This window comes from Paenibacillus sp. FSL M7-1046 (assembly GCF_038007405.1).
Taxonomy (GTDB): domain Bacteria; phylum Bacillota; class Bacilli; order Paenibacillales; family Paenibacillaceae; genus Paenibacillus_AQ.
In genome coordinates, this window is the sequence record NZ_JBBOXB010000001.1 from 5,107,259 (window position 1) to 5,132,264 (window position 25,006).

The following is a 25,006-nucleotide window of genomic DNA, read 5'->3' on the forward strand; positions in this document are numbered from 1 at the left end:
ATAGGGGTGAGAGATGAATGTCTGATGATCATGATGAGCTTATGGAACAGAGGCGCAAGCGGCTGAAACTCATTCAATTCAGTAAAGAGGATCAAACGCTTATCGAGTCAGAGAAACCTAAGGAAACCTTCGCCGATGTAGGCGGTCTGGAAGAAGTGAAGAAGAAGATCCGGATGAACTTTATTCTGCCGCTGAAGCAGCCGGAGCTGTTCAAAGCTTACGGCAAAGAAGCGGGCGGCAGCCTGCTGCTGTTCGGGCCTCCGGGCTGCGGCAAAACCTTTCTGGCAAGGGCGGTAGCCGGTGAGATTGAAGCGAATTTTATGCATATCGAGCTGCAGGCCATCCTGGCGATGTATGTGGGCCAAAGTGAGAACAACCTGCATAATATTTTTGAGAAAGCCAGAGAGAACAAACCATGCGTCATCTTCATCGACGAATTGGACGCGATGGGCGGCAGCCGCCATCAGATGCGCCAGCATCATGACCGGATGCTGGTGAATCAGCTGTTGCTGGAGCTGGATGGTCTGCAAGCCGAGAATGAGAATGTGTTTGTCATCGGTGCCACCAATACACCCTGGTATCTCGATTCCGCACTGCGGCGTCCAGGCCGCTTCAACCACCTGGTGTTTGTCCCGCCGCCGGAGGAGTCCGAACGTGAGACTATTCTGGGCCTGAAGATGGCCGGAAAACCTGCTCAAGCCTTGAATCTGCCCAAGATTGCAGCAGATACAAAGTTCTTCTCGGGTGCCGATCTGGAGCAGGTGGTGAGCGATGCCATAGAATCTGCGATGGAGCGCACCTTTGAGACCGGAGAGATCCAGCCGATTACAAATGATGATCTGAAGAAAGCAGCGAAGTCCCGGAAGGCCACGACACTGGAATGGTTCTCAACCGCGAAGAATTATGCGACCTTCAGCGATGTCAACCGGGACTACCAGATCGTATTGGACTATGCCAAGAAACACGGAATTAAATAGCGGGATGAGTGACGGAGGCGCTGACAGTGGAGAATCAATTTAAGCAAAATACCCTTCAAGCGGTACATCAGCTCATCGAGTGGAAACGTTACAAGGAAGCTCTGACAGAAGCAGAGCAGGCGCTGCGGGAAGAGCCGGAGGATCCGGATGTTTTTGCACTGATTGCCCATATTTATAATCTCATGGATAATTATGAAAAGGCGCTGTATTGGGCGAACGAGGCACTGATCCGGGAACCGGAGCAGACGTTGGCCTGGTATGTACGCGTCAGTGTCTACTACGAAACGGACAACGAGAAAGCGCTGAATGAGAATCTGCAGGAAGCGATGCGGATTGATCCTTATGAAGCTCATTATTTTTTTCTGAAGGCTAATCTTCTAAACAAGAAGCAGAAATACAAAGAGTCGAGGGAGCTTTTGCGGCTTGCATTGGAACTAAGACCGGAGAGTCCGCTATATTTGGCTACATTAAGCTATACAGAGGCACTGCTGGGCAATATGAAAGAGTCAGCCGAACTTGACCGTCAAGCGGTTCAATATGGAGCCGAAATGCCATATGTGATGTTATATTTGGGATGGGCGGCGGGCGACCGCGGGGATTACAAGCTTAAAGAAACATACATGAAAAATGCGGTACGCCTAAGCCCTGACGATAAGCAGATTCAGAGCGAATTTCTGGAGGCGCTCCAGCAGCAGCACAAGCTGTTACGGATTTTTTTATGGCCTACCCGGCTGGTGCGCAGAATGAAGCGGTGGCAGATCATTATGGCCTGGTTCATTATATGGATTTTGTTCAGGCCGTTCGTGCTGCTGTTTATCCTATTGTATGTACTGACGCACTGGGTAACCAAAGCCATTGTACATGTGCAAGTGTTTGGCTGGAGACGAAGGGGCATGTGATAGTCTTGAGCCGGAATGTAAAAAGACACCAGCGTTTCGTTGGTGTCTTTTTACATTTACCGTGCTGAACCCTCCTGACCTCAGATCCGTTTCGCATCTACGAAGCAATGCATGTGCAGCGGAGACAACACCTTCAGCCCTTCCCCCATTTCGAAATCATTATCCCGGGCCAACTGCCGGCCTTTCTCTGCAAAGTAGAGCCGGTACAGGGCCAGTAATTCATCACTGAACTGGCTGCGGTGCTGGGCCATTGCAGCAAATTTCTGCTCGAAAGTTCCGGTGATATCAATGACCGTATTCGGCTCTGACGAGAAATAAAACCCGATGGCCTGCGGCTGCCACGGTTTGGTTGAGGTGCCTTTGGGATAACGGGCAAGTCCTGCTAAGAGAAAGGCCTGTGCCGTTGCCTTGCCAACAACGATATGATCGTGATGTGCTTCATAGGCCAGCCACGGATCGGGGCAGAAGAGGGCGTCAGGTTGTACGGTTCGAATGATTTCGGCAATTTCTCCGGCCAATGAAGGCACATGATCCAGTGTGCCATCACCATGCTGCAGCTGATGAAACTCCGTAGCGCCCAGCATTCTCCCCGCTGCCTCCAGCTCAACTCTTCGGATCTTGGCAATCTCTTCATGCGACAGCTGTTCATCTTCTGCCCCCAGGTCACCATTCGTTACGGTCAGGTAGTGGATTTCGCAGCCTTTTTCCGCGAAGCTGGCAATAATGCCGCCCATTCCGACTTCATTGTCGTCCGGATGGGGTTGTACACATAATATTTTGCGGCATCCCGTGAGTTCAGGAGGGGCCATAAGGGTATGCAATGCAGATGAATCCATATCCATTCACTCCTTATTCATAATGTACGAGCTTCAGACGATTATAAGGCTCGGGAAATTTCCAAATCGGACAATATACGATCTCTTTGCTTGTCGCTAATATTATAGAACAGGATAGGGATAATGGCAGCGACAAAACAAAGCGCCGGCAGGATGAACATCACAAAGCTGAGCCCATGCTGTAGACCCGGGGTTACCGGCTGGTTCTCAACATAGTTCAAGAACCCAAGGCTTGTACCGATGATGATTCTGGAGACAGCTCCGCTAAATTTAGTGATGAATGTATTCGTTGAAAAAACAATACCCTCCCCCCGGAAGCCCAGCTTCCATTCGGAATAGTCAATCGTATCCAGCAGCATGGATGTGCTCACAATAATGGTCATCCCTGAAAAAAAGAAGCTGATCCCGAAGAAGACAAGTGCAAACATCCTATTCTCGTCCCCAAACAGATAGGGAATAACACAGGATAAGCTGCCCAGAAGGCAAGAGGCGATAAACACCTTTTTCTTGGAAAACAACCTCAGCAATTTCGGAGTGGCTACCATTCCCAGCAGCATCCCCACAACGAGACTGATCCCCACCTGAGTGACATACACCGCATCCCCCCAGACATAAATCACATAATACAATTGAATGCTCTGCCTGATGCCGTTAATCAAATTGATAATCAGCAGTGAGGCGAGCAGGGCCAGCAAAGGCTTATTTTTGTAAATCGTCTGCAGATTTGTCTTAAAGGAAATCTTGTCGGGCGAAGGGGTTACTCTTTCTTTGGAGGTTAATCCAGTGAGAAAAATAGAGACCGCCGCAATAGCGGCTACGAGGATTGCGGAATAGAGGTAAGCATCCGTGTTTCTTTCGCCGCCGAAGGCGAGCAGCAGCTGGATGCCACCAATGGTAACGGCTACGGCTCCGAGGGTACCGCCAATTTTCCCTAAGGTAACTACCAGCGTCCGTTCATCGGGGTCTTTGGAGATTACAGAGGATAATGCCCAGAGCGGCGTATCACATACGGTATACAACATACCCCATAACAGATAGGAGATAGAGGCGATTACTAACGTCAGTGTAGGGGAACCTCCGAAATCCCAGAAACACAGAACCGTAGTAGCCGCGATAAGGAACGGGGCGAACAGCAGATAGGGTCTGAATTTCCCCCATTTTGTGCGGGTCTTGTCTGTAATCATCCCCATTACCGGATCAAGACAGGCATCGACTATGCTGGCTACCACCAGAATTAGACTGGCCGTGGTAGCAGGTATACCCAATAAATCGGTGTAAAAGAACAAAATGTACATCGACATAAAGCTGTATAGAATATTCTGGCCCAGCAATCCCCCGGAGAAAAAAATCTTTTCTTTGAAGGGTACCTTCGTTCCCATGAGACCTCCCTCATTTCCGCTGAAGTTAAAGATGATTGCAGTGTAACTGGTTGGATATGTATATTGTAATAATGTTTGCGCAAATAACGATTCCGGATATTTCGTAATTGAAGCAAAGCGTATGGATTTTTAGATTTTTTTTTGGCAATGCAAAAATAAACTATTCAGAAATCGACGAAATTTGTCGAAATATATCTATGCTGTCCGGGAGGCGTGCTGGGGAGATTGCGTAATTGCACAGCTAAACACCGGACACACACAAAGATCGTATCCAGGGGGAGTACTCATGAAGTGGTTCAGTAACATGAAAACAGCAAAGAAAATCATCTCAGCTTTTCTGCTAGTCGCTGTGATTTTGGCGGGATTCGGTGTCTATTCGATATCGACGCTGCGGGGGATGAACAAAAACACAAATGAAATGTACAACAACAATTTGATTTCCGTAAGAGATTTATCCGCAGCACAGATCAGTTTTATGAATATGCGTTTATATTTGCGGAATATGAGCACAGAGAGCGGAGCTGAAGCAAAGGCTAAGATCAAGACCGAGATTGCTGCAGCCCGTGAGAGTATCGAACAAAAGATCGATACTTTCCGTGCGGTAGCCAATACCACGAAGGAGCAGGAACTGCTGCGGACGTTCGATATCGAATACCCATCCTATTTAACGCTTTATGAGCAGGGCATGTCCATCGCAGAGAATAAGGATATTACGGCATTTAACGAATTTAATAAAACAGTTCTGAGCCTGCAATCAGAGAAGGTTGCAGTGACATTGACGGAGCTGGTTGCTTTCAATGCAAGCTTGGCAGAAGCCACCAACCATCGTTCGGAACAAACCTATAACACCTCCTGGTTGTTACTATAGCCGTGGTAGTCGCTGCGGTCATAATCAGCATCCTTATTGGAACTTTCATTGCACGCTCGATCTCTAGACCTCTACGGCAGATGCTTAGTCTCGCTTCCGCGGTGGCTGACGGAGATTTGACGCAACAAGCGGAGGTTACCTCCAAGGATGAAGTGGGTCAATTGGCGTCTGCGCTCAACCGGATGGTGACCAACTTAAAGGATTTGATCAATGGTATCGTGATGAATTCGCAAAGTGTTGCCGCTTCCTCCGAGGAGATATCTGCAAGCACACAGGAAATTTCCAGCACCAGCACCAGCCAGTCGGCTGCGGCAGCCAACATCACTGAACTCTTCAGAGAACTGTCGCTTGCCATTAACTCTGTGGCTGTAAGTGCAGAAGAAGCAGCAGAGCTCTCTAATGATACGGTCAGAACTGCCCGTGAAGGCGGATATGTGGTCGAGACATCCCTTCAGGGAATGCAGGCTGTGAATCACAAGATGACTCAGCTGGAGGATGACTCCAGCAAGATTGGCGATATTATTGAGGTCATTGACGATATCGCCGAGCAAACGAACCTGCTTGCGCTGAATGCAGCCATTGAAGCAGCCCGTGCCGGAGAGCAGGGCCGCGGCTTTGCCGTTGTAGCCGATGAGGTCCGCAAGCTGGCGGAACGAAGCAGCGAGGCGACAAAGGAAATTACGAAGATTATTAAAGCGATGCAGGAAAATACGAAGCAGAGTGTCCGGGCCGTGTCCGAAAGTGTGGAGCAATCTTCGATGACCAGCCAGGCTTTTGAGCAAATTATCGCGATGGTGAATAACTCCGCGCTTAAAGTGAATGAAATTGCTGCGGCGTGCGAGGAAGAGTCTGCACAGGCTGCTGAGGTTATGAGTTCGGTAGAAGCGATCTCGGCTTCGAGTGAGGAGTCCGCCGCTGCTTCTGAAGAGACTGCAGCTACCTGCCAGTCTTTGGCTCAGCTCTCTGAAGAATTGGCCATTTCCGCTGCCGCATTCAAAACCCACTAATTTTACAGACTGAAGGTGACAACATGTCCGCGCTGCAGAAGGAACAATATATTGAACTCGCCGTGGGTGCCGAGACCTGTGCGATCCGCATCGAAGAGATTCATGAAATCATCAAGATGCTGAGCATTACGGATATACCGTTCACCAGGAATGAAGTTAAGGGCGTGGTGAACCTCCGGGGCAAAGTAGTCTGTGTCATGAGCCTGCGCAATCTGCTTGGTATGTCGGATGAGCCCTATACAAGAGAAACCCGGATTATCGTAGTCCGTTGCCGGGATGAATTCGTAGGCTTGATCGTAGATAAAGTGAACAAAGTGACTACCTACGGAGAAATTCATCCGCCTACTGGAGGGCATAGCCGAAGTAGAGAAGGTGTTTTTCATGGCATTGGACAACAGGGAGACCAGCTTATTGGGATCTTGAAGCTCGAGGAAATATTGGGCGGATAGAAAGGAGAATATAAATAATGATGGAGCTGTCTGCCTACCGAGATATTTTCATAGAAGAGCTGAACGACCAGTTGGAGCGGATGGACCAGTCCCTGTTGACCCTTGAACAATCTCCTTCTTCCGAGCTGATCCAAGTTCTGTTCCGGGCCGCGCATACAATCAAGGGCTCTTCTTCAACGATGGCCTTCCGGGAAATGAGTGATTTGACCCATGAAGTGGAGTATGCGCTGGAATGGGTACGTGAGAAAAAACCGGAAATCACCGCAATTCTGATTGATACACTCTTTAGCGCACTGGACGCCATGAAGAAGCTGCGCAGCCAATATATCAGCGGGGAAGCTTATGATGACTGCAGTTCTGTGGTTTCGGAGATTAAAGCGCTGATTAACAAACCTGCAGAGCAAGAGCCGGTCCGCCCGCCTGTATTAAGTGCCGCTGAGAATCTTAAAGTAGAGGAAGCCACTGCCGCCGGGGAACTGATCCTAATGATCGGAGTTTCGCTGAAAGAGGATTGCCAGATGAAGGCAGCACGCCATTTCATCCTGTTGCAGCGGATCGAAGATATCTGCGGATCGGTTATTACCGCCTCACTTTCACCAGGTGAAGTTGTAGATAAAGATGAAGACAGCCGTTACGGCAGATTCGCTGTAGTGGTTGCAACATCGAAAGAGCCGCAGCTGATCCAGTCACAGCTGGAGGGGGATTCAGATGTGCAAACTCTGGCGATTACTCCATTCGAATCGGGAGAAGCTGCCGGCGGAGAGATAGCTACTACAGAAGTGCCGGCAAATATGCCACAGTCCGGGCCTCCGGCTGAAGAACGGGTCAAAGGTAATCAACCGACGGTCCGGGTCAGTGTGGAACGGCTCGATCATCTGATGAATCTGGTCGGTGAATTGCTGATAGACCAGACCTCACTAGCGGATCTGAAGACGACTGGCATCCGCAATGACCCTGCTAAAGCGCTGCAGAGCATCAGTGGCGTATCCGATCATATGGGCAGTGTCATCAAGGAATTGCAGGAAGGCGTGATGAAGACACGCATGCTGCCTATAGACCAGCTCTTCAGCCGGTTCCCGCGTATGGTCAGAGACCTGGCGCAAAAGCTCGGCAAGGATATAGAGCTGGTGGTACAGGGCGGCGAGACCGAACTGGACAGGATGATTATCGAGGAATTGAGCGATCCCTTGATCCACTTAATCCGCAACAGTGCAGACCACGGAATCGAAAGCCACGAAGTGCGTGCGTCAAAAGGCAAACCGGCGAAGGGGCGAATTACCCTGTCCTCCTTCCACGAAGAGAATAATGTAGTGATTTCCCTGGCAGACGACGGTCAGGGCATTGATGCCGGGAATATCAAGGCTTCCGCGCTTCGCAAAGGCATCATTACAGAGGATCAGGCCGCACATTTGACGCCGCTTCAAGCGCTTCATCTCATTTTTGAGCCTGGATTCTCGACGGCTTCCGAGGTGAGCGATGTATCCGGACGTGGTGTGGGAATGGATATTGTCCGCAGCCAAATCGGAAGGTTGAACGGAATCATTGATATTGATACAGAGCCGGGTAAAGGGACGACATTCACGATCAGGCTTCCGCTCACCTTGGCGATCATCAAGGGATTGCTGGTCAAGGTGTCAGGCCGGGTATTGATTCTCCCCATGTACAACATTGCTGAAATTGTACGTATTCACCCGGAAGAGATTCAGACGATCCAAGGGGAGCAGGCGATTATCAACCATGGACGGATTGTACCGTTCTCCTGGCTGCGGGACAAGCTGCATTATCCGCGTGTTGAGCGCAGTTCCAAAACGATCTCGATTGTCATTGTCAGATCAGTCGACAAAATTTCTGCCTTTGCAGTGGATGAAATCTTGGGCAATCAGGAAGTGGTCATCAAAACGCTCGGAACCATGCTCGGGACCTTGAACCATCTATCCGGGGCGACCATTCTGGGGAACGGACGGGTGGCTATCATCTTGGATGCTTCCTATCTCGTAAGCCATTAATTTATGATGAGAGAGTGCTTCATCAGCCGGGAGAATGGCTGATGGAGCACTCTTTTTCAATAGAGCCCTGTATAGAACTTTACAGGATGGAGAAAAATATGGAAGAAGACTTAAGGGAAAGGAGTGGTGATGTGGATATTACACTGGGATCTGATGAAGTTATCAACCGGATCAAGCAGCTTCAATCCAACGGAACAATCAACAAAAAGCAGGTAAAACAGCAGGATCCGGAGCTGATGCGGAGCGCATTGTATTATTTTCCAAGCTGGGAGCATGCCCTGAAAAACGCAGAGCTGGTATAGAACAATACGACAAAGAGCCGAAGATGCGACTACTGCGCACCTGCGGCTCTTTAACTTTGTGAGGAAATCCACTTCTCATTTATTCCGTTGAACCCTTCATTTTTGGTAAGAATTTTTGTTGTTCGATTGCTTTTTGGTTTAACTGCAGTTCATCTCTGAACGAATTGATTTTCAACTGCAGTTTGCGCAGGATCTCCAACTGCATCTCATTAACCCGGTCTTCAATGCAAAATGCGGAGCAGGAGAGAATACCGTCGGCATAAGACTTCGTTTCATCGGTAACGGTATTAAGCTTCTCTTTATAGATTCTCTTCACAGGACCAAACTCGGGTTTGATCTCGTAATAACGGTTGGTCTCAAGCAGCAATCGCCAATGGCTCACCTTAATATCAAATTCATCCTTCTCAATCTCTGCGGATACTTTGACAATTCTAATCTGATTGTTCATGATGATAGTGATCCTCCTGCAAACCCATACTTTTAATGGGATTAATTCTCGATGATGGACTAAGAGATTATATCATGCAAAGGGATCATTTCCTACTGAAATTTATTAAAATAATAGTTCATTGGAACTATGTGTAAATACCTTTTACAGGAGGATGTCATGAAAAAGTTAATTGTTGTCAACGGCCCAATGGGTGTCGGGAAATCCGCCGTAAGCAAAAGTCTGAACGGGGTGCTAAATCATTCCGTATGGCTGGACGGCGATTGGTGCTGGATGATGAATCCCTGGATCGTAAACGATGAAAACAGAGCCATGGTGGAGAATAACATTACATATCAGCTAAGAAGCTTCTTGACGAACTCTACATTTGAACATGTCATTTTCAGTTGGGTACTTCATCGCGAAGAGATCTTGCAAGGTCTTCTGAAACGGCTAGATGATCTGGAATTTGATCTACAAACGATTACCTTGATCTCTTCGGAGACTGCACTAAGGCAGCGAATGGAGCAAGACCATAGACCGGAAGAGCAAATTCTCAGCAGTATCGAACGTTTAAGCTTATACCGGAACATGGGGACTACTAAAATAGATACAAGCAGCCACGGTGTGGACGAAGTTGTTGAACAAATGAAATTAATCATCAGTCAATAAGGAGGGCTTTATGCTTATGCATAATCTTCAAGCCGTTTTCATAGACCGTGACGGGACGATGGGGGGAACCGGACATTTTATTCATCCCCGCGATTTTGAACTGTTCCCGTTCGCGTTGGGCGCGATACATCTGCTTAAAGAAAAGGGGATCAAGGTCTTTGCGCTAACTAATCAGCATAGAATTGCTCTTGGCCAAGCCAGTGAGGCGGAATTTAGCAGCCAGTTTGTGTCCTTCGGGATGGACGCCTCCTACATTTGTCCTCATTCCTCCGGTAGTGACTGTGAATGCCAGAAACCCAAACCAGGGCTGCTTCTTAGAGCAGCCGAGGAACATGGTTTGGATTTGAGACAATGTGCGGTTATTGGTGATGTTGGAACAACGGATATGCTGGCAGCAGCCGCAGTGGGCGCAATCAAAGTGCTTGTCCGTACGGGCTGGGGCGAAAATTCGCTTATGGCTTACCGCAAGGATTGGTATGAGGCGGCGGAGCCGGACTTTATTGCAGCAGACTTGCTGGAAGCCGCACAATGGCTGATTGCATTGAAAGTTGGCTAAGACAGGGCAGCCAGCGGATGTGTTTAATTTTTTCATAATAAGGCTTGAGCTTACGCTCCTGGAACTTCGCTTCTATGCGGCTATACAGATTGTTGCCCATAGCAAATAATCCTCCTTTAATAGAAATAACGGCTATACATACCAGATCATAACCTTGTACGAGATGATTGGAGAGCAGCAGGATCATTTTAAAGTGCAATATTGTTTTTAGAGAGATGAAAATGCAGAATAAGTGGTTGTCGAAGAGAACGGTAAACAGCGGCGTCCGGTCGAGGCTCAGTATGTTAAGGATGACTTTATAGCAAACCAAATAGAAGTTAAGCAGCAAACGTCCGCATCCCTCCAACATAAATATCCGCCTCCTCATCCACAGCTGCAACTTTTTGGAAAACCATGAGTCTTATAATTATCTGAGAACTAGAAAATAAAGTAAAGTGAAGAAAGGATATGGATAGATTATGAGAAAAATATGGCTGTTTGCTCCTATGTTGCTATTGTTGTTTCTGTTCCCGGCAATATCGTCAGCGGCTACCCATGCTTCGTTTATTTATTACGTGGCGAATGGCGGCAAGGGTACTGTTCCGGCACTGGTTAAGAGCGGCACTGCGTTTGTCCCGGCAAGTCTGCTGGAAGAGGCGGGTCTGCGGGTTGCCTGGGATAAGGCAGATCTACGGGCCAAATACGTTGGATGGGAAAAAACAGTGGTTGTCACGGTTGGCAGCAAGACTGCTGTGCTTGATGGGAAAACAGTTCAATTAGGAGGAGCGCCGTTCCGGTATAAAGAGCAATTATATCTTCCTGCACGCTTTGTGGTGCAGGCGCTGGAAGGGCAGACAGTAAGCTGGGATGCGGCTCATGCTGTCTATACCGCCAAAGGGCTTGGGACCTTTGCAAGCATCAACGCAACATTTGAAGGTATCACGTATTCTGTTGTTAAAGAGTCCGGCAAGCTGTATGCCGCAAAGGCGCCGGGAAAACCGCAGCTGATTGCTAAACTCGGCTCCAAGCTGTACGACATGGTCGATTTCAAGTTCCAGAAGACACCCGGTGGTTTAATCCACTTAACACTCTCGGATATTTACGGTGAACCTCATATTAACAATACATGGTACACCCTGGTGATAAAGAACGGAGTGGTGATCCGGCAGGCGAGCGTCGGCTATTACAACCGGTTCGGAAATAACGTAGCCATGTATGACAATAATCTGGTGCTTACGGATGGCAAGATCCTCCGGGTAATTGAGGACGGAACAGGGAAGGTGAAGGAGACCCTGGACCTGGTGAAACTCGGCGGTGAAGACGATAATTATCTGGTCGAAGGAATTGATGATGATTTCCTGTTGATCCGTCCGAATCAGAAGGGGATTCTAATGTTTATTGACCGCAAGACAGGCGGAAAGACGTTGTTGTACAAGGAGCTGTTGAATCAGGAACAGCAGCAATATGCGGAAACGAACGACGTGCCTTACTACGGAGACGAATTGAAGTTTATCAAACGTGAAGGCAATACTTTGCAGTTTAAGCTGGGCAGAGAAGATCAAATATACAACTATCGAATGAATGAATATTAAGGAGTGGCAGGTTTGAACAAATGCTTTTTTGCGGTCATTTTACTGTCTTCACTGCTCTTTGTGAACGGTTGCACTACCTCAAAGCATGTCTGATCCGATTCATTATAGAGAGGCAAGGTGTAAGTATGTGCAGTCCCGCTGACTATTTATATCATTATTATGAGAAGTCCAGAGGTCCATTTGCCAATTTATCCGATTTGAGCGAAGCGCAGGCAGACGAAGTTCTGGAATCAATCCGCAAACAAAACGATGTGATGGCCTCCCGCCGAGATCAGGGGTATTTAGTTCGCAGACGGGAGTTAGAGGGATTAGCCAGAGAACTGTTCCTTTTAAAAGGCGGGAAGCCTGTAAGAAAAGCCCCGCATTATATGGTAGTTGGCCCATGCGACTGGCTTAGTGACTGGTATAAGGAAAGTGCTTTTGTACAAATACCTATTTCACAGTTTAAACTGGACACCCTCTCGTTCTCCTATGGCGATTTGTTTCCCACCTTTAGCCCGCGGGTGAATGACGGCAAGGAATATCGCAGGCAGATTTACACCTACCAAGAAATCTTAGAGCTCATTCAGAAATATGGCTTGCCTCAGGAATGGAACAGAGATGGATCATTTGGGCCGGAGAGATATATTGAAGTGCAGGTCTGGGATGATGGACCACTGGGGAGAACAGTTGAAGCTTAAAAAAAGGAATCATAGCGGAATTATGTAGATAAATATGGCGTAAGTCACAGAAATGGATTACAATAAATCCATTATTGCCCTTTGCATGGCGATGAACACTAGATTGTATAACAGAGGAGACGAGTAATGGTAAAAAACACTGCAAAAGGGCATCCGATTTTATTTTCACTCATGCTGGGGGTTCTGCTGACTGTATTGATTTCAGTCGCATCCGCAGCCGGAACCATCATGGAACTGGACGATACGGGGCTGATGATTGCCCAAGCTGTAGCATTTTTGGTCATGGCTGTTATTGTAACGCTGTATATGACAAAAGGAGAGCGCACCTTAGCCCAATTCGGCTTCAGAAGCACTGGCGTGTCCAAGGCAAAAGAAGCTCTCTATTATGTACCGCTGCTTGTTATCGCACTTGTACAACCTATTATGAGCGGCATCAACTTTGAGCTTTCTGCGGTCGACATTCTGGTTATTGTAATTTTCACCATGCTGGTGGGCTTTACGGAAGAATCCGTTTTCCGGGGAATCATCAGGGATAAACTGAAATTCAAGGGGCCGGTGTTTTACATCGTGTTCTCCTCCGTCTTTTTTGGCGTCCTACATATGGCTAATGCATTAAACGGAAGTAATATAATACATATTCTTTTGCAGGTCATTAATGCGCTGCTGCTTGGCTTCATTTTTGCACTGCTTATTGAAACTACAAACCACATTATTCCAGTAATCGTGTTTCATTTTGCCTATGATGCACTTGCGCTGGTCAGCTATGAGAATCTGGACCGGGAAGTTCTGCTGGTTTCCATCTTGAATATCTTATACCTGATCTATGGAATCTATCTGGCCTACAACCTGATGCGCAGAAACAAGGTCAACCATCCAGCCGGCAAAACGGCCGGAAGCTACAGGTAGCTCAGGCTGCATAGAGCAACCCCTGATTCTGCAAAAAGTGGTTGGAGTGCTGCGACTAATGAATTGCTTCACCACTTATCAAAGGCGCCTTCAGCTAATGCTGAAGGCGCCTTTTGACGTTAAGAGCCAGCGGATTCTAGACGCTGGCTTCGGCAGACGCACCGATCCTGCGGAAATCCGAGGGAGAGAACCCGGTCTCTTTTTTGAAGATGCGGTTGAAGGAGCGGTAGTTCTCGAACCCGATTGCTTCGGCGATTTCGAAGGTTTTCTGATCGGAGGTCAAGAGCAGCAGCTTGGCCCTTTCTATTCGTAATCGGGTCAAATACTGGATAAAACTCTCGCCTACGGTTTTCTTGAACATACTGCTGAAATAAGGGACGCTGTAATTGATCGAGGCGGCCAGCTCTTCCAGCTTATAGGGATAAGCCAAATCCTCGTGCATCCGCCGGATAATTCTCGACATCGAGGCATCGAGCTTTGTGCCCTCACCCTGCAGCAGCTGCAGCTTGCGGAAGGAACTGCAGATGGCGTCATGAACAGAATGGAAGGTTTGGCATTCCTCCAGCTTCTTACGGCAGGATGCTTCCAGGTCGGCAGCCCCCTCCGCGTCGACAATAAACTGGCTGAGCTCCAAAAAAACTCTCAGGTATAGGGATTTAATCTGCTCGGGTTCCCAGTGTTGCTCTGCAGCCTGGTGGTAAAAGGCACTGCGCTGCTGGTCCAGCGCGGATAAGCTCAAGTGGGACTCCAGCAGAGCAGTCTTCAGCACCTTGATCCAAAAGCGGCTGTTAGGCTCCGGGATGCGCTGGAATTTCAGAGATTGCTGCCACTCTTCACCAGTTAAGGTCTGATTGGCTTGGTAGAAGAAGGGATAAGCAGCGGAAGCCAGCTTTTTGAGCGTGCCGGCATCACTGCCCGTCCCTGCTTCGAAGACATATTCCAGTGCTATGGCTCCTATCTTCAAATTAGATGCAAAGCTCTCCAGGATCTGCTCCATTAGCCCGGATGCTTCCAGCCGGCGCTCGTCCGTATAGATTGCAAAGAAACGCCCTTGGTCCAGCGTGACTACCTTGCCCACACCTTGGTTGTCCAGCAGCTCTTTCAGAACGTTGACGCCGGCGAACTGCCAGAGCTTAAGTTCTTCAAGCTGGTCCATGGAGAAACGCAGGGAGCTTCTGTCCAGCTCCAGCACCAAGGCTCTAAATCGGCCCCGGCCAACCGGAATGCCAGCCTGCTCAAGGCTCTGCAGCCAGCTCGATTCGTTGGCGGGATTGCGGAGCATCTCCAGAAACAAACCCTGCTCGATCTCAATTTCACTTGAGCGGACCCTCTGCTCCAGCAGCATTTGTTTTTCCCGTGTCTCTTCAAGCGAAACGGCCTTGCGGGTCAGCTCCTCCAGAGTGCGGGTCAGCAGCTCCGGATCGGAGAGACAATCATCCTTGATCAGGTAGGAATCCGCCTTCAGATGAATGGCCTGCTGGGCATAATGGAAATCCTGATGGCAGGTCAGAATAACAATCTGCGGCCGGGGCAGGCCGCTGCTCTCAATTTCCCGCAGCATATCGAGCCCGTTCATCCCCGGCATCGTAATGTCTGTAACTATCAGCTGGGGTTTATTTTGCAGAAATAGTTCCAGGCCTTCCTGGCCGTCTTCTGCCTCCCCGCTAAAGGTAAACAGGTCGCTGCGCTGCTCGATCATGTGCCGGAAGACCGTTCTGGCCGGGTATTCATCTTCAACAAGGATGACTTTGTAGTTATTCATGCTGTTCCTCCTTTACTCTTACCGAGTCCTGTTCAAGTATGAAAGTGATCGCCATGCCTTCCCCGGGTTTGCTGGCAAGCATAATCTGGGTGTCCCGGCCGAACATCAGCCGCATTCTCATCCAGACATTCTGCAGCCCGATATTGTCGCTGATTTCTTCACGGGGAAGATGAAGCTTCAGCTTCTCCAGCTCTTGATCCTCCATACCGATGCCGTCATCCCTGATCTCGATCATGATTGCGGATGATTCGGGAATAGAGAACACTTTAATAGTAATATGGCCTTCGCTTACCTTGGCGGGAAGAATACCGTGAAAGACAGAATTTTCGATCAGCGGCTGCAGGCTCAGCTTAGGAATCTGCAGCCGCTGCAGCGGTTCTTCAATCTCTAGCGCAAGTAAGATCCGGCATTTATAACGCATATTGAGCAGGCCTACGTAATCCTCAAGATAGTCAAGCTCTTGCTGCAGCATAACGGTCTGCTCGTAATTCTCCATCGAATAGCGGAGCAGTGCGACCAAACGGCCCATCAGCGAATTTATCCCGTCATAGTCCTTCATGATCGCAAACATCCGGATGGTGTTCAGCGTGTTATACATGAAGTGGGGGTTAATCTGAGATTGCAGCGCCCTGATTTCCAGTCTGCGCTTCAAATCCTCCGATTCATGCAGATCCGCCAGCAGATCCTGAATGCGGACAGCCATCGTATTCAGCATCCGGCCGAGATCCCCGATTTCATTGTTGGCAAAATGCGTGACCCGTGCATCGAAACGCCCTTTCTTGATGGCGTCGACCTGTCGCCGTACGGCCTGCAAGGGACGGTACAGATGATAACCGAAGCCGACAACAGAAAGTGCGCCAAGCCCAACGAGCAGGATCAGGAAATACATCACGGTTCTGCGGATAATCACTGTGCTCTCTCCAAGCTGCTTGGATGGAATCTCCGAAATGACAATCCATTTATCATAGGTTGACGTCTGCTTGACGGAAATAATTGAAGAGTCCATGCGGAATTGACCTGGCTGCTGGAGATTCTTCCAATGGCTTAATATGCTGTGGATGCGTTCTTCCTCTGCATTTCCACCCAGCTTGCTGGTAGTAGCGATGGATTTGCCGTCGTCGGTTACCAGGGCAATAGAGCCTGTGGAGCCTAGCTGGATATTCTGGATCTGGCGCAGATATTCGCCATTTTTCATCGAAATCAGCAGAATGCCTTGCAAATCCTCGTATTGGTAAAACGGGATACGGGAGATATAATAAGTCGAACTATTCAATATATCGAGCTCAGGCAATGAATGCTTATCCAAGAAAAGCCCCGGCTTACCGGACTCCAGATAATGCTCAATCAGAGGTTTGTAAGGTGATGCTGCCATCGGCGAAGGGGCTTCGGTGGAAGACAGGATCTCGCCGGTCACAGCGGAATACACCTGCAGGCCCTCAACATTGCCGATAATCGCCGAAGCGGTACTGAGTACGGAGATCAGATCTTTTTTACGGACAACCTCTTCAAAATATTGATCGGAAGGCGAGACCAGTGCTCCTTGAATCGAGGACATCCGCGAATACTGTTCGCTGAGCTCCCGGAATCTGGACATGGTCAGCTCAATCCGGTCCACAACTTGATTTACGAGCTGGGCATTCAGCCGGTTCACCTGCTCCTCAACCGTCCTGCTGGAGACGCTTACAGAAATATACGACAATACAATCAGCGGAATGATGGAGATGGCAAGCATGACCAGAATCATTTTGATATAGAAGCTTCGCGTCAAAAATGAAAAAAAGGGTGATAACATGTCTTCACTTCCGTCTCCTGGGATGTCTAAATAAATTATAGTACGAGGCTGCGGTGAAGGATACCCTGATTTGCGCAAATCTGAAAAACGGATACACTTTGGCTCGAAATCGGCATGTTCACATGTAAGCGGATTCTCTATAATCCAAATTGTAAGCAGCGACTCACTGGAATACATCAAACAAAACGGGGGATGACAATGAAATTCAAACACAAGCTTGTACCTGTTCTGGCATCTACGGTATTCATGGCTTCCGCGCTGGCCGGTTGCGGCGGCAATAACAATGCGGCAGAGAATAACGGGGGAGAGGCTTCGGGGCAGCCGGCAGGAACAGCACAGACTGCGGGCAGCACCAAGGCGGCTAAGATCAAGGCGATGACGATTCTGTTCGGCAATCCGCCGGTCACGGATAATAATAAAGCGCTTGAGGATCTGGAAAAACGCGGAAATGTCGATCTGGATATCACCTTTGTTCCTTCCGAAGCGTACGCGGATAAACTGTCCGTTGCAGTATCTGCCGGAGACTCTTACGACCTGCTGTTAATGGACGGCGGGAAGGATGACAAATTCAGCAATCTGGTCAAGATGGGGGCCTTCCATGATTTGACGCCTTATCTGGAAAAGACCGGGAATATCAATCTGATTGACGAAGCGGTCTGGAAAAATGTAAGAGTAGACGGCAAGGTATACGGCGTTCCGCGTCCCCGTGGCCTCTATGGCGGAGGCGAGGCCAGCATGCTGATCCGCAAGGACTGGCTGGACAAATACAACCTTGAAGTTCCGAAAACTTTAGATGAGCTGACAAACGCAATGAAAGTGTTCAAGGAAAAAGATCCGGCAGGCGGCGGAAAAACGATTCCGTTCTCGATCTTTGGTGTAGATGGCATCAACGCCCCGGGACCTTTTGCCGGAGTCTTGCCGATCCAGTTTGCACTTGGCATTCCGTTCACCTGGAAGGTGGACAACGGCACTCCGGTCCGGGATTTCCAGACTCCTGAATACAAGACTTATTTGGAGTGGCTGAAGGAGTCCTGGAGCCAGGGACTAATCGACAAAGATGCTCCGGTGCTCAAAAATCAGCAGCAGGCACGCGGTAAATTTCTCGCTGGCGTAGCCGGTGTATTCGCGGGTAACGTAAGTGATCTCGGGGAAGCCAATCTGTCCAAGCTGAAACAGGTGGACCCGAACGCAGAAATTTCCATTATAGACGTGCTTGAAGGTCCTGCCGGAGATAAAGGCGTTGCTGTAATGACCGGATATTACGGACTATGGGCGATTCCAAGCTCCGTTCCGGAAGATAAAATTCAGCAGATTGTGGATTTCCTTGATTTTACTGCTTCTGAAGAAAACGTAGCCTTCTACAAAGGTGGGGTAACGGGTGTTCATTCTAACGGTTTGAAGGACGGGATTGTTACCCAGACGGAAGAACAGCTGAAGCAGGCGGATCTGGACAAGCCCAATAGTTTTATTTTGGAAAACCGGATAGATCCATATGTGTATGCTACGTCCAAGGAAGCGGACATTCTCGCCATACAGAAGGCATCGCTGGATACCATCAGTAAGTTTGGCATCGAAAATCCGTTCCTGGCTTACAATTCCGAAACCGCAAGCAAAAATCCGGACAGCTACAAGAAAATGAATGCTGTCATGACGAAATATGTGCTGGGTGAAGGCACCTGGGATGATGTGCAGAAGGAAATTGACGCTTGGACCAAGGGAACAGGTGCGCAAATCACCAAGGACCTGATGGATCAATATAAAGCTGATAATCAATAGTTGAAAATACAAATAGACATGAACGGGACTGCGCCTCAAGGTCCCGTTCATGAATAATGGATGGGAGGGCAAAAAATGCAGAGATCGCTGCGTGGCTCAAGGTTTAAGCAGCTGTGGCCCTTTTACGTGCTGGCTGCACCGGGAATACTTTATTTTCTGACGTTTCATTATGTGCCAATGTCGGGACTAGTACTGGCCTTTAAGGACTACAGTCCATTCAAAGGAATCATGGACAGTCCTTGGGTAGGGCTGGCTAATTTCAGACAATTTTTCGGAACTCCGAATTTTTATATTCTGCTCAAAAACACAATGGTTATCAGCTTGCTGAATATTGTGATTTATTTTCCTTTTACGATACTGCTCGCTATTATGCTGAATGAACTGCGGATGCAGCTGTTCAAACGGGTGTCGCAAACCATTGTATATCTACCCCACTTTTTGTCCTGGGTGGTCATTTACGGAATTACCATCTCATTTTTTGGGCCATCCGGAGTGATCAATCACTATCTGGAACAGTGGTTCAACACCGATGCGATGTTCCTTACCAGCAATGAATGGTTCAGGCCGCTCGTCATCTTCCAGTCCATTTGGAAGGATGCAGGCTGGGGAACTATCATTTTCCTGGCGGCTTTAGCGGGAATTAATCCCGAATTATATGAGGCGGCCAAGGTCGACGGGGCGAACCGTTTTCAGAACATTTGGAATATTACGCTGCCGGGGATCAAAAGTACGATTGTCGTGCTGCTGCTGCTGCGGCTAGGCTCCTCGCTGGATTCAAACTTTATGCAGATATTCCTGATGTCCAATGGTCTTAACCTGGATGTCTCCAATGTATTCGACCTGTTTGTCTACCATGTCGGACTGGAGCAGTTCAATTACAGCTATGCGATCACGGTAGGCATGTTCAAATCAATTGTCAGTCTGATTCTGGTGGTGGGGGCCAATTACGCGGCCAGGCTGCTGGGTGAAGAAGGCATTTTCTAGACGGGAGTGGAGACAAGATGAAAGCACGGATAACCTGGTTTGACGGAATTATTGCAGCGATCATTATTCTGATCAGTCTTACAGTCATTTTGCCTTTTCTATACATCATTGCGGTGTCCTTCAGTCCGCCAGCAGATTCGATGGCCGGCAATTTCTTTCTCTGGCCGAAGCACTGGACGCTTGATGCCTATAAATACCTGCTGAATGCCGATACTTTTCTGACCTCAATCAAAAATTCGGTCATTATCACAGTGATCGGCACCAGCCTAAGCCTGGTTGTCTCGATCATGCTGGCTTATACGTTGTCCAAAAAAGGAATACCGGGGCGGCGTCTGATTCTGCTGCTGATCTTCTTCACGATGATTTTCCATGGCGGCATGATCCCGAACTATCTGGTGGTCAAGAATCTCGGACTGATCGACAGCTATGCGGCTGTTATCCTTCCGGCGGTATCCAGCGCCTACAACGTGATGGTGATCCGCTCGTTCTTCCAGAGCCTGCCGCCAAGTCTGGATGAAGCGGCAAGAATTGACGGGGCGGGAGAATTCCGCATCCTGTTCTCGGTAGTAATACCGCTCTCGAAGCCGATCATTGCCACGTTTGCACTGTTCTTTATGGTTCAGTACTGGAATGAGTTCTTCTCGGCAGTCATTTATCTGAACGATACGACACGCTGGCCGATCCAGCCGCTGCTGCGGCAGATGGTGGCGATCAGCGCCTCGAATATATCCGCCGAAGCGGCACTAGATGCACAGCTTGCCGCAAATTTGGGGCCAAATGTACAGAATGCGGCGATCCTGCTGGCGATGCTGCCTATCGTTATCGTATATCCGTTCCTGCAGAAATATTTTGCCAAGGGAGCCATGCTCGGCTCGGTCAAAGAATAAGGCGTTATTCGCCGCTTTGTTAAGAAGGGGAGAGCTATGAAGCAAAAAGGATACAAGGAATTACGCAAGGATCCCGAATATACGGAACCGCTGCCGACAGATGTAGAGTTTATCGGCACTATGCTGAATCTGGAGCTGCCCGGCATGGAGGCTGTCCGTTGTTTCATGGAACAGGGCGATATAGTCGGAGCAAGGGATGCCTTCCTGCACCGGATTGAAGAGGCTGAGCTCACCCGGTATTACTTCGGCGTTGGCGAGGTGCCGCAACTGATGAAGGAGGCGCGGAGCCGGTATGGAGATTTCCCGGAAGCGCTGCAGGATATCGCGGAAGCAGAACGGATCGCGGAAGGCGATATTCCGCTGTTCAAGGAGAAACGGGCAGTTTTTCCTGGCGGCGCATATGACTGGAACAGCTGGCTGTATGACAGCTCGCAATATCAGCTTCACCTGACGCGCTTCGCCTATCTGAAGCGGCTGTCCCGGGGATACTGCTTGACCGGCAACGAGAAATTCGCCGAATGCTTCAGCATCATGATGGAGGATTTCATTGATGACAACCCGGTGCCGCGCGGAGGTATCTTTCGGGGCGAGCACTGCACCTGGGACCCATTATCGGTGGGGGTCCGGCTGTTCATGCTGCCGGAAGCGTTTATTGTTTTCTACCGTTCAAAGGCGTTCACCCCGGAGATCAAAATGAAGCTGATCAAATCCTTCTATCAGCATGGGGAGTATGTCCGCAAATACCATGCCCAGAGCGGCAACCATGTGTGCATGCAGCTGCGCGGCCTAATTCAGGTTTCTCTGCTATTGCCGGAGCTGAAGCCGGCGCAGCAATGGCTGGAATACGCGCGGCGTGAGCTTCCGGGCCACATCCGGGACAACGTCTATGAGGACGGGGCACAATTCGAAGGCAGCTCCAACTATCACCAGGTAGTCATGCGCGACTTATATGAACTGGTGCCGCTGTTTCAAAAGCTGAATATCGAGGCTTTGGAGTACAGTGAAATCTTGGAGAAAATGCTGGAAGTGCAGAGTCATCTGATGACGCCTGATATGCAGCTCGCCAGATTTGGAGATACCGACGCTCAGACGGAAAACGAGCTGCGCAACACGATGAGCCTGGGTGCCTATTTGTTTGGAAGAGGGGATTTTAAATTCCTGGGGCATCCCCAGCTGCCGTTTGCCTTGCTCTGGCGGCTGGGACCGGAAGCGGCCGAGCGTTATGAGGCCATCCCAGCCGGACCGGCGCCCGAACCCTTCGCCTGCTTCCCCGTTGGCGGATACCTCTTCTCCCGGCAGAGCTGGGAGAAGGAGGCTATGTATATGGCGATGCGGGCAGGGGTGGGCATTGGGGGACATGCCCATTCCGATACGCTTAGCCTGATTCTTTATGCCGGAGGACGGGAACTGCTGGCCGATTCCGGCATGGGACTGTTCGAATGGAATAAGGAACGCAAATATGCTGTATCGACAAGAGCGCATAACACGGTTGTCGTTGACGGGCAGGATCAGCATGTGCGCGGCCTGCATTGGAATACAACGCAAACCGCAGCCTGTAAAATATGGGATGCGCGTCATGGCAAGGATTATGATTATTGGTTCGCGAGCCATTATGGCTATACCCGCTATGACGATCCCGTTATCCATTCCCGTAAGGTAGTTTTTGTGAAGAACCGTTACTGGCTGATAGTGGATCTGTTTGAGGCGCAAGAGCAGCATACCTACGAGCAATATTTTCACCTGCCAATAGGCGATGCGGTAGTCCAGTGGGACCGCCGGCAGGTGCACACGAACCATAATGACAGCAATGTGCTGCTTCTATTCCCGGAACAGGAGCGGGCTGAGGATCAGCTTGCACTGGAGAGCGGTCTTGATTTCAGGCAGGGTCAATATTACGTGAATCCGGTAGCGAAGCGGTCCATGTCCACTGCGGGAAGAGCGGTTTATGAAACGCTCGTTGTTCCCTATGGGACGGTCCAGCCGCAGATCCGGATCAGTAGAATGCCGGTCACGCTGGAGGGCCGGGAGTTGTCTGCGCTGGAAGCTACGGCGCTGCGGATATCCGGGGATAATTGGAGTGATGAGATTTGCCTGTATCACAACTCTGTAGACGTGAACTCCTATCTGGACCACACCGGGAATATTGTTTCCCAGGAGCTTCTGCCAGGCAAATCCGTGCTGGCCGGACTTGAATTCGCCGGGGGCAGACATTCGGATGATGTGATCGTGAATCATAGCGTCCGGCAGGACTAAACAGGCAGACATAATAGTTTCAGGAAGACTCTGGCAAACGCCGGAGTCTTTTTGTCTTTATTTGGGTAATACATACAGTTACATAAACAACAGAAGGCGATGCTTCCAGCACTGAACATGTTCGAAGCAGAAGCACTCTATTAACCTTTAAAGGACTGGGGAGACTTCATGGATAAAGAAGCCAAAAAAATATTGTTAAGTACCTTCTGGACCTCCGGCGGCTGGAAGAGCAGTCCGTCTCCTTACAGTGGAGCGGATTTTGAATATGCCAAAGAGAAGGGTCTTATGTTCGATCCGGTGAACATCACACATGATGCGGTGATTAAGAGGTTATGTGAGCTGCACCAGAAGATCATCAGCAAAGAGTGGGCGGCCACAGCATTCTTGCACAGCTTGTCAACCCGAAAGGTCCATCTGCGGAGCGCGTTGTCGAGCTGGGCGTTAACCTCGGAGCTGGCTGTGCACACCTATGGGGAGCTTCTTGCACAACCGCCCATGTTCAGTTCTTGCGGTCACTGCAATAACGCACAGCTGATCTCAGACAAGGCCTATGTGAATCAGGACTGGAATGTGCTGAATTTTGAACGGATCAAATGGGGAGGAGTCCGCCTGAACTGGCTTCTCTATTGTTGGCTTGATCTGGAGATGCTTGCCCTGGAGGAGAACCTGCATGTCAGCCGGGAGGATCTGGACATCCTCACCGCAATGACGGAGGCAGTTATGGACTGCGGCGCGAAGGATGCCGCCCGGCAGCTGGAGAAACGCTGGAAGGATGTTTTCCCTTCCAGTAAACAGGAACGCGATGTCATGATGGAGGTTTGGGGATACGCCGGCATCCTGCTGCCATCGAACGAGCCGCGCCCGGGACGGGGCGGCAACGGAGATTTTATCTCGGTAGCCAATTGGCGGGGTGAGGATGGTTATTCCCAGGAGGCGCTTAAGTATTTTTTTGGTGCGTTTTTGTAAGGGCAGAACGTTCAGAATGAATTGTCTTATAACCAAATTCCGGAGTCTGAAAGTTAAAGCTTGATCACGGGGCAAGCAGTGCAGGTGCGATGATTTCACGGAACACATCAACAGGAGGTTTCTTTTTCCGCCGCTGATCTTCGGTCAGAACCACAACCGTCGAAAGCTCCGGCATAATATAAACAAACTGTCCCCCATACCCGCGGGCATAGAAGTATGCCTGGGAAGCTGCAGATGACTCCTGAGCAGCCGGGGTGTAGACATCAGTCCACCAATGCCAGCCATATCCGCCGCGGTAGGGGGCTTCTACATGAAGTGCGGTTTCCGTAGAGCGGTTGACCCGTTCAGGGGAAATGAGCTTTGTGTTCTCCCACATGCCCTCCTGCAAATAGAGCTGTCCCAGCTTCAGCAGGTCGGAAGGCCGCAGCTTCAGCCCGAACCCGCCCGTATGAACGCCTTGAGGATCAACCTCCCACTCATAAGCTTTAATGCCCAAAGGGCCAAACAAATAATGCTCGGCAAACTTGGCCGTGGACATGCCAGCCGCTTGCCTCAGGATGGCAGACAACAGCTGGGAAACGCCGGAGTTGTATACCATTCGGGCTCCGGGTGTGTCCGACATCGGCTGCTCCAGCACAAACCGGACCCAATCCGGAGAACGGGTCATCCGTGGGAATGAGTTCTGCCCGCCAAATTCAGTCCAGTTGAAACCGGCAGACATCGTGAGCAGATGCTCCAGTTTGATTTCTGTTTTACGGTGATCCGGGTCAAGGCTAAGCTGCGGATAAAATAACGTCAGCGGCGCATCCGGCTGCGGCAGCAGCCCCTTGTCCATGGCGATGCAGATTAGTGCGGAGAGCACACTTTTGGTACAGGAATTAATTTTGGCCAGTTCAGTGGCTGTATTAGGCGTTCTATAGTGTTCAAGTACAAGCCTGTTGTCCCGGCTGATCAGACAGCTTCGCAAATCGAGCGTTGTTAGCGCTGCGGAAATTGAAGATAGATTCATTGGGTTTATCCTTTCATTATCATATCGGGAGAGTTCATGGGT

General features: G+C 49.5%; 24 protein-coding genes. 17 read left to right on the forward strand and 7 right to left on the reverse strand.

What is annotated here, in order from left to right; all coding sequences use genetic code 11:
- Positions 1–17: 17 nt before the first annotated feature.
- Both NYE29_RS22540 and NYE29_RS22545 read left to right on the forward strand, forming a co-directional pair.
- The gene (locus NYE29_RS22540; RefSeq protein WP_076112394.1) at positions 18–977 is read left to right on the forward strand and encodes an ATP-binding protein; all 960 of its coding nucleotides are present in this window, start codon (positions 18–20) and stop codon (positions 975–977) included.
- 26 nt (positions 978–1,003) lie between these two features.
- Positions 1,004–1,876, forward strand: a complete 873-nt coding sequence (locus tag NYE29_RS22545; protein WP_083675768.1) for a tetratricopeptide repeat protein — start codon at positions 1,004–1,006, stop codon at positions 1,874–1,876.
- An 80-nt stretch (positions 1,877–1,956) separates the two neighbouring features.
- Here NYE29_RS22545 and NYE29_RS22550 read toward each other — a convergent pair whose 3' ends face one another.
- Together NYE29_RS22550 and NYE29_RS22555 are read right to left on the reverse strand one after the other, a co-directional pair.
- Positions 1,957–2,712 (reverse strand): PIG-L deacetylase family protein, encoded by a 756-nt coding sequence (locus NYE29_RS22550; RefSeq protein ID WP_076112396.1) that lies wholly within the window; start codon positions 2,710–2,712, stop codon positions 1,957–1,959.
- A 41-nt stretch (positions 2,713–2,753) separates the two neighbouring features.
- Positions 2,754–4,091: an MFS transporter gene (locus NYE29_RS22555; RefSeq protein ID WP_076112397.1), complete on the reverse strand. Its 1,338-nt coding sequence runs from the start codon at positions 4,089–4,091 to the stop codon at positions 2,754–2,756.
- 286 nt (positions 4,092–4,377) lie between these two features.
- On the opposite strand from NYE29_RS22555, the gene NYE29_RS22560 reads away from it, so the two are divergent.
- The 5 genes from NYE29_RS22560 to NYE29_RS22580 all read left to right on the forward strand — a co-directional run bounded on the left by NYE29_RS22560 (position 4,378) and on the right by NYE29_RS22580 (position 8,723).
- On the forward strand, positions 4,378–4,959 hold the full coding sequence (locus NYE29_RS22560) for an MCP four helix bundle domain-containing protein (protein ID WP_144024382.1): 582 nt from the start codon (positions 4,378–4,380) through the stop codon (positions 4,957–4,959).
- A gap of 80 nt (positions 4,960–5,039) precedes the next feature.
- Complete coding sequence (locus NYE29_RS22565) at positions 5,040–5,966, forward strand: methyl-accepting chemotaxis protein (RefSeq protein WP_256718183.1); 927 nt, start codon at positions 5,040–5,042, stop codon at positions 5,964–5,966.
- Positions 5,967–5,989: 23 nt separating this feature from the next.
- Positions 5,990–6,415: a chemotaxis protein CheW gene (locus tag NYE29_RS22570; RefSeq protein ID WP_076112398.1), complete on the forward strand. Its 426-nt coding sequence runs from the start codon at positions 5,990–5,992 to the stop codon at positions 6,413–6,415.
- A 17-nt stretch (positions 6,416–6,432) separates the two neighbouring features.
- Entirely contained in the window at positions 6,433–8,421 is a 1,989-nt protein-coding gene (locus NYE29_RS22575) for a chemotaxis protein CheA (RefSeq protein WP_076112399.1), read from the forward strand.
- Positions 8,422–8,519: 98 nt separating this feature from the next.
- A complete protein-coding gene (locus NYE29_RS22580; protein WP_038594117.1) occupies positions 8,520–8,723 on the forward strand; it encodes a hypothetical protein in 204 nt (67 codons plus the stop codon).
- Positions 8,724–8,802: 79 nt separating this feature from the next.
- Here the strand turns inward: NYE29_RS22580 and NYE29_RS22585 are convergent, their stop codons facing one another.
- On the reverse strand, positions 8,803–9,171 hold the full coding sequence (locus tag NYE29_RS22585) for a hypothetical protein (protein WP_340897571.1): 369 nt from the start codon (positions 9,169–9,171) through the stop codon (positions 8,803–8,805).
- 159 nt (positions 9,172–9,330) lie between these two features.
- Here NYE29_RS22585 and NYE29_RS22590 point away from each other — a divergent pair, with 159 nt between their 5' ends.
- On the forward strand, positions 9,331–9,822 hold the full coding sequence (locus NYE29_RS22590) for an AAA family ATPase (RefSeq protein WP_340897572.1): 492 nt from the start codon (positions 9,331–9,333) through the stop codon (positions 9,820–9,822).
- Positions 9,823–9,838: 16 nt separating this feature from the next.
- Positions 9,839–10,378, forward strand: coding sequence for an HAD-IIIA family hydrolase (locus tag NYE29_RS22595; RefSeq protein WP_340897573.1), 540 nt, complete (start codon positions 9,839–9,841; stop codon positions 10,376–10,378).
- Here the strand turns inward: NYE29_RS22595 and NYE29_RS22600 are convergent.
- Positions 10,320–10,727, reverse strand: a complete 408-nt coding sequence (locus tag NYE29_RS22600) for a hypothetical protein (RefSeq protein ID WP_340897574.1) — start codon at positions 10,725–10,727, stop codon at positions 10,320–10,322. The genes NYE29_RS22595 and NYE29_RS22600 overlap by 59 nt on opposite strands.
- Positions 10,728–10,836: 109 nt before the next feature.
- Between NYE29_RS22600 and NYE29_RS22605 the strand changes: the two genes are divergently transcribed.
- The 3 genes from NYE29_RS22605 (at position 10,837) to NYE29_RS22615 (ending at position 13,535) form a co-directional block, all read left to right on the forward strand.
- Positions 10,837–11,949, forward strand: a complete 1,113-nt coding sequence (locus NYE29_RS22605) for a copper amine oxidase N-terminal domain-containing protein (protein ID WP_340897575.1) — start codon at positions 10,837–10,839, stop codon at positions 11,947–11,949.
- Positions 11,950–12,146: 197 nt separating this feature from the next.
- Positions 12,147–12,629, forward strand: a complete 483-nt coding sequence (locus NYE29_RS22610) for a hypothetical protein (RefSeq protein WP_340897577.1) — start codon at positions 12,147–12,149, stop codon at positions 12,627–12,629.
- A gap of 126 nt (positions 12,630–12,755) precedes the next feature.
- Positions 12,756–13,535: a CPBP family intramembrane glutamic endopeptidase gene (locus tag NYE29_RS22615; RefSeq protein ID WP_340897578.1), complete on the forward strand. Its 780-nt coding sequence runs from the start codon at positions 12,756–12,758 to the stop codon at positions 13,533–13,535.
- A gap of 136 nt (positions 13,536–13,671) precedes the next feature.
- On the opposite strand, the gene NYE29_RS22620 is transcribed toward NYE29_RS22615, so the two are convergent.
- Positions 13,672–15,297 carry a response regulator transcription factor gene (locus tag NYE29_RS22620; protein WP_340897580.1) on the reverse strand — a complete coding sequence of 542 codons (1,626 nt, stop codon included), beginning with the start codon at positions 15,295–15,297 and terminating at the stop codon, positions 13,672–13,674.
- Entirely contained in the window at positions 15,290–17,041 is a 1,752-nt protein-coding gene (locus NYE29_RS22625) for a cache domain-containing sensor histidine kinase (RefSeq protein ID WP_340897582.1), read from the reverse strand. Before NYE29_RS22625 ends, NYE29_RS22620 begins: the two co-directional genes overlap by 8 nt.
- A 246-nt stretch (positions 17,042–17,287) precedes the next feature.
- Between NYE29_RS22625 and NYE29_RS22630 the strand changes: the two genes are divergently transcribed.
- The 5 genes from NYE29_RS22630 to NYE29_RS22650 all read left to right on the forward strand — a co-directional run bounded on the left by NYE29_RS22630 (position 17,288) and on the right by NYE29_RS22650 (position 23,955).
- Positions 17,288–18,865: an extracellular solute-binding protein gene (locus tag NYE29_RS22630; protein ID WP_340897584.1), complete on the forward strand. Its 1,578-nt coding sequence runs from the start codon at positions 17,288–17,290 to the stop codon at positions 18,863–18,865.
- Positions 18,866–18,940: 75 nt separating this feature from the next.
- Positions 18,941–19,849, forward strand: a complete 909-nt coding sequence (locus NYE29_RS22635) for an ABC transporter permease (protein WP_340897586.1) — start codon at positions 18,941–18,943, stop codon at positions 19,847–19,849.
- Between the two features lie 17 nt (positions 19,850–19,866).
- A complete protein-coding gene (locus NYE29_RS22640) occupies positions 19,867–20,736 on the forward strand; it encodes a carbohydrate ABC transporter permease (RefSeq protein WP_076112408.1) in 870 nt (289 codons plus the stop codon).
- A gap of 36 nt (positions 20,737–20,772) precedes the next feature.
- The gene (locus tag NYE29_RS22645; protein ID WP_340897587.1) at positions 20,773–22,989 is read left to right on the forward strand and encodes an alginate lyase family protein; all 2,217 of its coding nucleotides are present in this window, start codon (positions 20,773–20,775) and stop codon (positions 22,987–22,989) included.
- Positions 22,990–23,157: 168 nt separating this feature from the next.
- Entirely contained in the window at positions 23,158–23,955 is a 798-nt protein-coding gene (locus tag NYE29_RS22650) for a hypothetical protein (RefSeq protein WP_340897588.1), read from the forward strand.
- A gap of 64 nt (positions 23,956–24,019) precedes the next feature.
- On the opposite strand, the gene NYE29_RS22655 is transcribed toward NYE29_RS22650, so the two are convergent.
- Positions 24,020–24,964: a serine hydrolase domain-containing protein gene (locus NYE29_RS22655; RefSeq protein ID WP_340897589.1), complete on the reverse strand. Its 945-nt coding sequence runs from the start codon at positions 24,962–24,964 to the stop codon at positions 24,020–24,022.
- Positions 24,965–25,006: the final 42 nt, after the last annotated feature.

Coding starts and splice junctions, on each gene's coding strand:
- NYE29_RS22540 (WP_076112394.1), top strand. CDS start 18: ATGTCTGATGATCATGATGAGCTTATGGAACAGAGGCGCAAGCGGCTG.
- NYE29_RS22550 (WP_076112396.1), bottom strand. CDS start 2,712: ATGGATTCATCTGCATTGCATACCCTTATGGCCCCTCCTGAACTCACG.
- NYE29_RS22555 (WP_076112397.1), bottom strand. CDS start 4,091: ATGGGAACGAAGGTACCCTTCAAAGAAAAGATTTTTTTCTCCGGGGGA.
- NYE29_RS22560 (WP_144024382.1), top strand. CDS start 4,378: ATGAAGTGGTTCAGTAACATGAAAACAGCAAAGAAAATCATCTCAGCT.
- NYE29_RS22565 (WP_256718183.1), top strand. CDS start 5,040: ATGCTTAGTCTCGCTTCCGCGGTGGCTGACGGAGATTTGACGCAACAA.
- NYE29_RS22570 (WP_076112398.1), top strand. CDS start 5,990: ATGTCCGCGCTGCAGAAGGAACAATATATTGAACTCGCCGTGGGTGCC.
- NYE29_RS22575 (WP_076112399.1), top strand. CDS start 6,433: ATGATGGAGCTGTCTGCCTACCGAGATATTTTCATAGAAGAGCTGAAC.
- NYE29_RS22580 (WP_038594117.1), top strand. CDS start 8,520: ATGGAAGAAGACTTAAGGGAAAGGAGTGGTGATGTGGATATTACACTG.
- NYE29_RS22585 (WP_340897571.1), bottom strand. CDS start 9,171: ATGAACAATCAGATTAGAATTGTCAAAGTATCCGCAGAGATTGAGAAG.
- NYE29_RS22590 (WP_340897572.1), top strand. CDS start 9,331: ATGAAAAAGTTAATTGTTGTCAACGGCCCAATGGGTGTCGGGAAATCC.
- NYE29_RS22595 (WP_340897573.1), top strand. CDS start 9,839: ATGCATAATCTTCAAGCCGTTTTCATAGACCGTGACGGGACGATGGGG.
- NYE29_RS22600 (WP_340897574.1), bottom strand. CDS start 10,727: ATGTTGGAGGGATGCGGACGTTTGCTGCTTAACTTCTATTTGGTTTGC.
- NYE29_RS22605 (WP_340897575.1), top strand. CDS start 10,837: ATGAGAAAAATATGGCTGTTTGCTCCTATGTTGCTATTGTTGTTTCTG.
- NYE29_RS22615 (WP_340897578.1), top strand. CDS start 12,756: ATGGTAAAAAACACTGCAAAAGGGCATCCGATTTTATTTTCACTCATG.
- NYE29_RS22620 (WP_340897580.1), bottom strand. CDS start 15,297: ATGAATAACTACAAAGTCATCCTTGTTGAAGATGAATACCCGGCCAGA.
- NYE29_RS22625 (WP_340897582.1), bottom strand. CDS start 17,041: ATGATTCTGGTCATGCTTGCCATCTCCATCATTCCGCTGATTGTATTG.
- NYE29_RS22630 (WP_340897584.1), top strand. CDS start 17,288: ATGAAATTCAAACACAAGCTTGTACCTGTTCTGGCATCTACGGTATTC.
- NYE29_RS22635 (WP_340897586.1), top strand. CDS start 18,941: ATGCAGAGATCGCTGCGTGGCTCAAGGTTTAAGCAGCTGTGGCCCTTT.
- NYE29_RS22640 (WP_076112408.1), top strand. CDS start 19,867: ATGAAAGCACGGATAACCTGGTTTGACGGAATTATTGCAGCGATCATT.
- NYE29_RS22645 (WP_340897587.1), top strand. CDS start 20,773: ATGAAGCAAAAAGGATACAAGGAATTACGCAAGGATCCCGAATATACG.
- NYE29_RS22650 (WP_340897588.1), top strand. CDS start 23,158: ATGGATAAAGAAGCCAAAAAAATATTGTTAAGTACCTTCTGGACCTCC.
- NYE29_RS22655 (WP_340897589.1), bottom strand. CDS start 24,964: ATGAATCTATCTTCAATTTCCGCAGCGCTAACAACGCTCGATTTGCGA.